At 62.7% G+C, this 10,411-nt stretch carries 8 protein-coding genes and 1 pseudogene; 3 read left to right on the forward strand and 6 right to left on the reverse strand.

Features of this window, described 5'->3' with window-relative positions; genetic code table 11:
• The first annotated feature begins 391 nt into the window (after window positions 1-391).
• The 3 genes and pseudogenes from ACTHLA_RS10560 (at window position 392) to ACTHLA_RS10570 (ending at window position 2,092) form a co-directional block, all read left to right on the forward strand.
• Window positions 392-1,429: pseudogene (locus tag ACTHLA_RS10560) on the forward strand (aspartate-semialdehyde dehydrogenase).
• Between the two features lie 64 nt (window positions 1,430-1,493).
• Window positions 1,494-1,787: a type II toxin-antitoxin system ParD family antitoxin gene (locus ACTHLA_RS10565; protein WP_440188532.1), complete on the forward strand. Its 294-nt coding sequence runs from the start codon at window positions 1,494-1,496 to the stop codon at window positions 1,785-1,787.
• Complete coding sequence (locus tag ACTHLA_RS10570; RefSeq protein WP_440188535.1) at window positions 1,784-2,092, forward strand: type II toxin-antitoxin system RelE/ParE family toxin; 309 nt, start codon at window positions 1,784-1,786, stop codon at window positions 2,090-2,092. The genes ACTHLA_RS10565 and ACTHLA_RS10570 overlap by 4 nt, the downstream gene beginning before the upstream one ends.
• Here the strand turns inward: ACTHLA_RS10570 and ACTHLA_RS10575 are convergent.
• From ACTHLA_RS10575 to ACTHLA_RS10600, 6 genes are all read right to left on the reverse strand, one after another.
• Window positions 2,059-2,376, reverse strand: coding sequence for a hypothetical protein (locus ACTHLA_RS10575; RefSeq protein ID WP_440188538.1), 318 nt, complete (start codon window positions 2,374-2,376; stop codon window positions 2,059-2,061). The two genes, ACTHLA_RS10570 and ACTHLA_RS10575, sit on opposite strands and share 34 nt — an antisense overlap.
• Entirely contained in the window at window positions 2,377-2,898 is a 522-nt protein-coding gene (locus ACTHLA_RS10580) for a hypothetical protein (RefSeq protein ID WP_440188541.1), read from the reverse strand.
• A 12-nt stretch (window positions 2,899-2,910) separates the two neighbouring features.
• On the reverse strand, window positions 2,911-4,077 hold the full coding sequence (locus ACTHLA_RS10585; RefSeq protein WP_440188544.1) for a hypothetical protein: 1,167 nt from the start codon (window positions 4,075-4,077) through the stop codon (window positions 2,911-2,913).
• Window positions 4,078-4,284: 207 nt separating this feature from the next.
• A complete protein-coding gene (locus ACTHLA_RS10590) occupies window positions 4,285-5,802 on the reverse strand; it encodes a tryptophan halogenase family protein (protein WP_440188547.1) in 1,518 nt (505 codons plus the stop codon).
• Between the two features lie 174 nt (window positions 5,803-5,976).
• On the reverse strand, window positions 5,977-8,952 hold the full coding sequence (locus ACTHLA_RS10595; RefSeq protein WP_440188550.1) for a TonB-dependent receptor: 2,976 nt from the start codon (window positions 8,950-8,952) through the stop codon (window positions 5,977-5,979).
• A 513-nt stretch (window positions 8,953-9,465) separates the two neighbouring features.
• Window positions 9,466-10,411 (reverse strand): glycoside hydrolase family 3 C-terminal domain-containing protein (locus ACTHLA_RS10600; RefSeq protein ID WP_440188553.1); only part of this gene is annotated, 946 nt, incomplete at its 5' end.

The following is a 10,411-nucleotide window of genomic DNA, read 5'->3' on the forward strand; positions in this document are numbered from 1 at the left end:
CGAACAGCAGGACTTCGACATCGCCGAGGATTGCGGCTGGTGGCCCGGCGGCCAGCGCTACGATCCAGAGGATCGTTTCTATAACTGTCCGCGCCTGCAACACTGGATCCAGACCTATGGCATGGACTATTTCACCCCTGAGCCGCCGTGAGCATCCGGCGCGTGCATCGCCGCTTTACAGCGCCTTCATTCCCCTGTATGACCCCGCGCCATGTCCATGACGCCAATGACAACAACGACAATGAAGCCGACCTGCTTTCAGCGGGGCGGTTCGGTCGTGCGGGTCTAAGCGCTGATCGGACCAGGCCTCGCGATGACGCGGGGCCGGTCTGAACTTTCCCAAGTCCGACACCCTCGCGCTCGCTGAACAGTTTTCAGGAGACGTGAACCCATGCAATCCCAACCTCATATCGGACCCAGTATCGGCATTGTCGGCGCCACCGGCCTTGTCGGCGGCATGATGCTGTCCATCCTCGCCGAGCGCGATTTCCCGGCGCGCAGCGTGCGCCTGTTCGCCTCGGCGCGCTCGGCGGGCAAAAGCCTGCCGTTCAAGGGGCGCGACATCGTGGTCGAGGATGCGGCGACCGCGGACTATGCGGGTCTCGACATCGTCTTCTTCTCGGCAGGCGGCGCGACCTCGAAGGCGCTGGCGCCGAAGGTCGCGGCGGCGGGCGCCGTGGTCATCGACAACTCCTCGGCCTGGCGCGCCGATCCCGACGTGCCGCTGGTGGTTGCCGAGGTCAATCCCGAAGCGCTGAACCATATCCCCAAAGGCATTATCGCCAACCCGAACTGCACGACGATGGCGGCCATGCCTGTGCTGAAGCCGCTGCACGACGCGGCGGGCCTGAAGCGGCTGATCGCCAGCACCTATCAGGCGGTGTCGGGCGGCGGCCTTGAAGGCATAGAGGTGCTGCGCGACCAGATTTTGGCGGGTGGTTCGGACATCGCCGCATTGGCCACGGACGGACGGGCGGTCGATCTCGGCGCCTTGCGCAAATGGGTCGCGCCCATCGCCTACAATGTCGTGCCGCTCAACTATGTTCTGGGCGAGGACGGCTAAACCGAGGAGGAGCTCAATCTGCGCGACGAGAGCAGCAAGATCTTAAACATCCCCGGCCTCAAGGTCGCGGCGACCTGCGTGCGCGTGCCGGTCTTCACCGGCCACGCCCTGTCGATCAATGCCGAGTTCGAACGCCTGCTGTCGCCGCAAGCCGCTCTCGATCTGTTGCGCGATGCGCCGGGCGTAGAGATCGCCGAGGCTCCGAACCCGCTGGCCGTCACCGGCCGCGACCCGGTGCAGGTCGGCCGCGTGCGCATCGATCCGTCCGCCGATAACGGCCTCGTCCTGTTCGTGGCGGGCGACAACTTACGCAAGGGCGCCGCGCTCAATGCCGTGCAGATCGCCGAGGTTCTGCTCAAATTCTAAACATAGTGGCAGGGCGCGGGTCGTGATATAGTATGATTAGGTATGACTATAGGAGTCCCGCGCCATGTCGAACATCGTCAAGAAGACCATCAGCCTGACCAAAGAACAGGCCGCCTTCATCGAAGCGCAGGTCGCGTCCGGCCAGTACGCCAACGCCTCCGAAGTCATCCGCGAAAGCCTGCGTCGCGAACAGCGCCATGCCGCCGCGCTGGAAAAATTCATCCGCGAGGAGGGCGCCAAAGCCTATGACGACTACATGGCGCATCCTGAGCGCGCCCTGCCGATCGACGAGGCGTTCGCAAAAATCTATGCGGATATCGAAGCGCTTGAAAGCGCGCCTGAACAGGCGGCGGAATGAAACGTAGAAAGGTTATCCTGTCACCGACCTTACGCCGCGACTTCGTCAACATCTATCGTTGGATCAAGCTCAAAACGAGTCCGTCGCTGGCCTTGCGATACGTCCAAAGGATCGAAGCCTACTGCCGTAAGTTCGACCTCGCCGCCGAGCGCGGAACCCGGCGCGACGATATCCGCCAGGATCTGCGCGTCATCAGCTTCGAGGGCCGCGTGACCCTGTTGTTTCTGGTCACGGACGAAGCGGTGATCTTCCTGCGCGCCTTCTACGGCGGTCAGGACTGGGAGGAGGAACTGTCCGAAACCTGATCCGGCGCCGGGACGCGCTCCAGCCACGCCTCGCGCCAGAATAACGGATTGGCGCGCGGACACCGCTTAGCGCAGACGCCCTCGCACACCAGCCCATTCAGCGTCACGGTGCGCGTCAGATGGACCATTTCGCCGGTGACTTCATGTACAATGCGCGTGACCACCTGATCGACCTGCCGCACCTGACCGATGGCCAGCGCCATTTCCGGCTCAAAGCTGAGGCCGAGATTGCGCGAGGCCGGATCGAGCGTGGCGCGGATCGCCTCAGCGTCGCGCACGCGCACCTAGTCGCCGGGTTTGAGGTCGAGCGCGCCGCGCGATGTCTTACCCGGTTCCCCAACGATCAGATCCAGTTCCGGCAGGCCGAACAGCCGCCGCGTCTTGTTGATCAGGGCGCGGTTGGCCAGGCGCAGAAAGTGGTCAAGGCGCATATCGCCCTGCCGCACTTCGCGAAGCAAGGCGCCGAGGTGCATTTGCGACAGGGCGCGCGTAGCGGATTTTAACGCCGTTGACTGGCACACATACGGCCCTCCCCGGTGCGTCATCAAGTGCAGAAGCCGCAATCGCGCCGCGCGCTCGGCGTCTTCGGACGCGGTGGGCGGCGTCAGATCGGCGCTCAGCCAGGCCGTCTTCCAGAAGGCGTCGCAGCCGCGCTGGCAACCCTCATGATGGCCGCCGTCGCATCGAGCCTCATCGAGAAAGACGGCGTTCTTCATGCCGCGCAAACCCTCGCCTTCGACGCATGTGCGTCCGGCGCGCCTGCGGATGGTTTTGATCGCGCCGATCTGCGCGACCATTTCCGGCATGAAGGGCAGGCCCTACAGCCGACCGTCGGCGTCCAGCGTCGCCAGAATCTCGACCGCACTGCGCACCCGCACCGTATGGCCGGACCGCAGAGCGGTCGCAGGTTGCGGCGCGGCGGCGGATCGCGACAGCGCGCGGCGCAGCCGCCGCCATGGACCGGGTTCGACAGCGGCGCGACGCATGCGCATGGCGCGGCGATATGCGGCGGCCTCCTGCTTTCGGCGCGTCTCGTCGTCATAAAAGGCGTCCAGCCGATGCAGGTCGGCGCCCTGTTCCAGCCATTGCGGCGCCAGAATCTGCAACGCCGCCAGATCGTCGAGCAGCCGCATCTCGCCGGTGGCAGGGCAATCGCCGCGCCGCGCCTGACCGATCAGGACGAGACCGCTGCGCGAAGGACGGGCGACGTCATAGAGGTCGCAGACGCGCACCTGCGCCGCGCCTTGTACACGATAGCCTGACAAACGGTCTTTCAGATGCGGCAGGACGGCGAACAGAGCCGCTTCCGGCGCGGTCCTGAAGGCGCGCAGCCGTTCGCTGTCGGGCGAATCATACAGATGCAGCTCAAGACCGAGCGCGCCGGGTGAATGAAGCAGGGGAAAGACGCGCGCCTGACCTCCGCCGGGAACGGGGATGGCGAAGGCGTCCGGCGCCGTCAGATCGCCGCGCGGCGCCAGCGTCAGGCTGATCCGGTGCAGGTGCGCCTCGGACATGACGTAACGACGCAGGCCCAGAGCCGAAAACAGTTCAGGCGGCGGCGCCGTGGCGATGACGAGCAACCGGCCAGAGACGCGGCGTCCATCGCTCAGTTCCACCAGCGGCGTCTGGCGATGGGGCAGGATGCGCGCGACATCGCCTTCGATATGGCGGACGGTTTCGGGGCAGGCCGCGCGCAGAGCGTCGATCAGGTTCGCCTCCTCAACGCCGCCGTCGCCGAGTTCGGTCAGCACGGGCGCCCGTTCGCCGGTCAACGCCGTCAGCTTCTGCGCCTGCATCCGGGTAAAGGACAAAAGATCAATCCCCCTGGCGCGCGGCGAGGCGATAATGACGATCCGTCGTTCGCCCTGGGACAGGGCCAAAGCGGTTACAAGACCCGCAAAGCCATCGCCCAGAACCAGAATGTCGGAGTCGATCGCCGCATCCGTCTTCATAGCCACAGAGGAGGAAACAGGTTGCGCCGTCATGATGATCACCCGAAGTCAGACCCGTGTCCGCTTCCGGCACAGGCCGGAGGGACGGGACCGTCCTCTTCAAGTTTCACACCACCTTAACGATAATTTAACCAAGTAGATGCCGCAAAACGTGTGTCGACGACCCAGTCGGCTTCTGATTTCACCCGCCAGTCCGTCCCATAAAGTAGGAATCTGATTCCGTCGAAAGGTTCGCGCGCGTCAGGCGATGGCGAAGGCTTCGGAGGCGCAGTGCTGGCGGATGAAATCCTCGTGGCGCGGCAGTTTGGCGATAACCTGCGCGATCTGTTCGCGTCGCTTGCGCATCGTCTCGCTCAGCGCCTCCAGCGGTATGCGGTCGGCCAGAGGATCGTAAGCCGCCGCGCGCAGGCCGTGGCCGTGATAGATCGAAATCCACGACGGCTCATGGAAGTGATCGAACTTGCGCACCAGCACCTCGCCGCGGCGCTTGTACAGCTCCAGCTTCCATTGCAGGTCGTCGGGCAGGCTCATATGCGCGCAATCGCGCCACAGGGCGCCCGGTTTGTCGTTCAGGCAGTAATGGGCGATGATGAAATCGCGCACATAGTCGTAGGAGGCCTGATTACGCAGATTGTACTCGTCGCGCAGATAAGGGTCGAAATCCTTCGCCGGAAACAACTCCAGCAGGCGGATCGCGCTGTTCTGGATAAAGTTGATCGAGGTCGATTCCAGCGGTTCGAGGAAGCCGGTGGACAGGCCGACGGCGACGCAGTTCTTTTCCCAAAAGACCTTGCGATGCCCGGTCTTGAAACGCAGCAGCATCGGGTCTTTCAGCGGTGCGGCGTCGAGGTTCTGCATGAGGGTGTCAAGCGCGTCCTGATCGGACGTATAGGCGGAGGCGAAGACATGGCCGTTGCCGGTGCGATGCTGCAAGGGGATGCGCCATTGCCAGCCAGCCTCGCGCGCGGTGGAGCGGGTGAACGGGGTCAGATGCGGCGAAGCGGGTTTCTGCGTCGGAACCGCCCAGGCGCGGTCAACCGGCAGGAAGCCGGACCAGTCGATAAACGGGACGCCCAGCGCTTCGCCCAGCAGCAGGGCGCGAAAACCGGTGCAGTCGATAAACAGGTCGGCGGCCTCGGTGCGTCCGTCATCGAGCGTCAGGCTGTCGATATAACCGTCTTCGGCGCGCAGATTGACGTCGGCGATCCTGGCGTTGATCCGCCGCACGCCGCGCTGCTCGCACACCTGACGCAGGAAGCGCGCATAGAGTCCGGCGTCGAAATGGAAGGCGTAGGAATAGTCGTGCATCGGGGAGCGCGGATCGGGGTTCGGCGGGAAGAACCTGCCCGCATAGGCCAGTTGCGTGCCGATGCTGTAGGCTTCCAGCGGCGTCTCGTCGCCCGCCAGGTTCAAACGCCGCCAGATCTGATGCGCGGCTATGCCCTCGTAGGTTCCGCCATAATCGCCGAACGGATGGAAATAGCGGTTGCCATCCTGGCCCCAACCGACGAACTCGATACCGAGCTTGAAGGTGGCCTCGGTGGCGCGGATAAAACTCAGTTCGTCGATGCCGACATGCTCGTTGAAGACCCGGATGGTCGGAATCGTGGCTTCGCCGACGCCGATCGTGGCGATGTCCTCGGATTCGATCAGCAGGATATCGACCTCTTTGGCCAGCCCGGCGCGCAGGGCGGCGGCGGTGATCCATCCGGCGGTTCCGCCGCCGGCGATGATGATTTTACGGATCGGTTCGGGCATGCGGACTCCCCGGCGGGCCAGTTGTGCGGGCGGCCTATCATAACCCTGAAACGAAGGCGCGCCAAAAAAAGACCCTCCGGTTTGCGCCGGAGGGTCCAGGTCGAGAAAAGGCGAAGCTTCGCCATGCGCGGGCCGGAGCGGGCGAGGCCCGCTCCGCTCGAAACGAACCCCGGTTTAGAACAGGCCGCGCAGCACGAAGGAGATACGTTTGTCGGTCTTGATCGCCGAGTAGAATTCACGCACCAGCGGATTGTTGAGATCGGACGATACGAGCTGGCGAGTGGTGGAGTGGCCGAGATTGGTGATCTGCACGCCGATCTTGTAGTGATCATTGATCGTATAGAAGACCGAGCCATCGACCTGACCGTAGGATTGCGACCACAACGGCCGGTTCACGTTCGCCGCCGAGGTTGTGTACAGATAGGTCGAGCGCCAGTTATAGGCCAGACGCGCCGAAATGCCGTACTTTTCGTACATCAGCGCGACGTTATAGCTGTCCGGCGACATGCCTTCCAGCGGCAGGGCGTTCAGGCTGCTGCCACTGGTTGAGCCGGAATTGCGACCGCCGGACGAGTCGATATGGGTGTAGTTGGCCTGCAGACCCAGACCGTTGAACGGCGCAGGCAGGGCGTCATAGAACTGCTGATAGGCCAGTTCATAACCCTTGACCGCGCCATCGACATTGCCGTTTTCCTGACGGGTCACATCGAAGGTCAGGGTCTGGCCGTTATTGGTGTAGGTCTCCTGCGAGGTGCCCGAATAGATGTAGTTCTTCAGCTTCTTGTAGAACAGGTCGAGCGTAACGCTGCCGGTCGGGGCGAAGTACCACTCGCCGGTCCAGTCATATTGCGCCGCCGTGATCGGCTTCAGGTTCGGATTGCCGCCCGTGCCGGTATAGTCGGCATGGTCGAAGGTTTTGCCGCCTGCGCCGGTGAAGTAGATGGTGGCGCCAATGGACGAATAGGGGTTCAGCCACGCCATGTCCGGACGCACCATGCCTTCGGAGGCACCGAAACGGAACTGCAACTGGTCGTTCCACTTCAGGCGGACATTGAGGTTCGGCAGCACGTTGGAATAGTTGCGACCGCCGTTATAGGGCTGCGTGAAGCCGCCCGCGGCGAAGGCCAGGTAATTGTTGAATTCGGTGCAGTTGGCGTTGCACTGGCCGGCGATGACGGTCGGGGCCGCCATGACGACATAGCTTGCGCCCGTCGACTTGGTTTCAACATAGCGCACGCCGACATTGCCGTCGATGGTGCGCTCCGAACCACCCAGATTGACGTCATGGCCGAACTTTAACAGGCCATAGATGGCGGTGGTCTTTTCCTTCTGGAAGTTCAGACCACCCGATGAGGCATAGGTCGAATAGTCGGTCGAAAGCGGCGTCCAGCCCCAGCCTGCGGTTTCGGTCGATTTCAGGATGTCGTAGGTGTGCGCCGTGCCCTGATTGACGATCTGAGCTGACGGGAAGACGACCGTGCCAGGTACGGGCACCGCGCCGTTCATGAAGTTCGAGAAATCGCGCACCGAATAGGTGTCCGCGCCGGTGTCCGAGCCATAGACCGGATAGGCGCCCGCGCCGGGCGCGCCCCAGTACTGATAGGACAGGGCGTTCCAGTTATAGCCCGACTGGCGCGTGTCATAAGTCTTGTCCGTGGCGCGGACGCCGAACTTGAAGTCCTTCAGCCAGCCTGCGTCGATGTCGTAATCGCCGTCGATGCGCGCCGCGAGCTCCTTGCCGGAATTGTCCTCGACATGGTCCATGGCGGCGGCCCACCAGTATTTCGACGGATCGGCGACAGTGGACTCGTTTGAGACGCTGATGACCGGCAGGGCGCCGGAGATGTCGATGGTGGCGTCCGGCTTGTTGGCGACCTGCATGAAGGCGGTGTTGGACAAGACCCTGGAGGTCGAGCGCACATATTGCAGATCCGCGGCCAGGGTCAGGCGATCGGACGCGATCCAGCGCGCGTGCAGGGCGATGTCGCTGGTTTCATTATGGTCTTCACCGTAGCGGGTATTGGAGGTGATGCCCGCCCCATAGACGGCGCCGCTCTGGAACACGCCGTTGGAGTCGTACTTATAGGTCGCCGCTGAAGGCGTGGCTTCCTGAACATAGCCGCCATTTCCATCAGGAATAGGTTTGCCCGAACTGTCCAGTTTGTTCTGCGTCAGGGTCGTGATTTCGCCTGAGTCGTTATAGAAACCGACATTGTATTCGGTGTTTTTCGGGACCGCCTTGGCGTTCAGCGCGGTCAGGGTGAATTCCCACTGATCGTTCGGACGCCATTGCAGGGCGGCGTAGGCGGCGGTGCGCTTCTGATTCCACTCGATCGTGCGCCAGCCCATTGTGTTGGGCACCAGCACATTCTTGCCGTCGATGGTCGTTTCGGGATTGTAACGATCGACGGCGATGACATTGGTCATATTGCCTTCGTCAACCATCGAATAGTTGAACAGCGCGCCGACCTTGCCGATCGAGGTGTCCCACTGGTTCGAATAAAGCAGGCTGCCCGATTGGTGATCCTTTTGCTGCAGGTCGCCGCGCGTATTATCGACGGTGAAGGCGATGACCTGCTTTTTCGAATCGAAAGGCAGGCGGGTGCGCAGATTGACCGTGCCGCCGATGCCGCCTTCGACCATGTCGGCGGACGGGTTCTTGAACACATCGACGCCAGCCAGCAGGTCCGACGAGACATCGCCCCAGCTCAGGCCGCGACCGTTCTTGGCCGAGACGATGTCGCGGCCGTTCAGTTCAGAGCGCACCCAGGACAGGCCGCGAATTTCGACGCCGCCGGCTTCGGCGGTCATGCGGATCGGGTCGTTTGGCTCGGCCGCGCGCTGGATCGTCACGCCGGAAATGCGTTGCAGCGCTTCGGCGACGGAGCGGTCCGGCAGGGCGCCGATATCGACGGCGGTGACGGAATCGACGATAACGTCGGAGTCTTTCTTGATTTTCTGCGCGCTTTTCAACTGGGCGCGCTGACCGGTGACGACCACAACGGTCGAATCGTTCGGGGCGGGCGTCGTCGCGGCGGCGTCCTGCGCGAAGGCGGGCGCGGCGAGCATGGCGATGGCCAGCAGCGAGGCGCCGCCCAGAAGGACAGCGGCGCGCTGGGCGCGGGGGTTCGTATAGAAGGCGGGCTTCATGGACACTCTTCTCCCTGGCAAGTCGTTCCGGCTGTTCCTGAGCCGGAGGGGGTAAACGCAAACGGGAAGAGTGTGAGCGCCGGTAAAACCGCATTTATATGTAAAAACGGAAACAAAGCGCAAATAAGCGCTCTATCTTGCCGGTTAACTGTGACGTCTTCCCAACTTTTTTATGGCGACCCTACAGGCGCGCCGACCTTATGCGTCGTGTCGTCCTGAACGGAAGCTATGCGTCGAACTAGCATATTTTGTATGATAATGGCCAGAAAGCCGCCTTGGATTTTCGATGGTCAGCGCCTTCTATAGTAATCGTGCAACACAAAACATTGTTTTTGCGCGTAAAATTTTACATGCGGTAGGGCATGTGAGAAAAATTTTACACACGAAAATAACATTGCCAATAAAATCGAAATGACAAGCCATCCCGACGGCGCCATGCCGCCGGGACGGTTCCATGTCCCCTCAGACGACGCTGACGGCGTCGACACAATGACCGTTCGTCCAGAGCGGCGGCTACTGCGCGTGGACGGCGCTCCACACCTTGTCGCTTAAGGTCACATCGACGCTGACCGGCAGGTCGTCGGCGGCCTGGCCGAGCAGGATGTGGTAGGTTCCGGCCTTGATATGCCAGCTGTCGTCGGCGGCCTCCCAGGTCGCCAGCAGGCGCGGATCGACCTGCATCGAGAAGCTCTGGCCCTGGCCGGGCTTCAGATCGAGCTTGGTGAAACCGGCCAGACGCTTGGGCGCTTCCCAGCCCACGGCGCGGTAATCGGCGGGCGCGACAAAGGCCATGGCGACGCCCTTGCCGTCCAGCTTGCCGGTATTGCTGAGCGTCGCCGTCACGGTGATCATGTCATCGGCGGCCCCGGCTTTTGCGTCCGACACTTTAAAGGTGGTGTAGCTCAGGCCGTGTCCGAAGGCGAACATGGGGGTGAAACCCTTGACGTCGTACCACTTGTAGCCGATGGCCGCGCCTTCGTCATAGGTGACATGCACCGCCGTCTCATACGGCTGGCCGAAGCCCGGAATCTTGGCATGAGCGAACTGGTCCGCCGAGGCAGGGAAGCTGATCGGCGTATGGCCGGAAGGGTTGACCTTGCCGGTCAGAATGTCGGCGATGGCGTCGCCGCCGCGAATGCCCGGATACCAGGCCTCCAGCACGGCGGGCACGTCCTTTAGCCACGGCATGAAGACCGCGCCGCCGGTTTCCAGCACCACTACGGTTTTGGGGTTGGCCTTGACGACGGCGGCGACGAGCGCGTCCTGATTGTCCTTCAGATCCAGGGTCGTGTCGAAGCCTTCGCCTTTCCAGTCGGTGACGAAGACGACGGCGACATCGGCCTTGGCTGCCGCGGCGGCGGCGGCGGCGACATCGTCGCCTTCGCTGTAACTGATCTTCGCCTTGGGCAGTTCGGTTTTCAGCGCGGCCAGCGGCGCGGACGGCATCCAGATCGCCGAG

This window comes from Asticcacaulis sp., assembly GCF_051956075.1.
Lineage (GTDB): Bacteria > Pseudomonadota > Alphaproteobacteria > Caulobacterales > Caulobacteraceae > Asticcacaulis.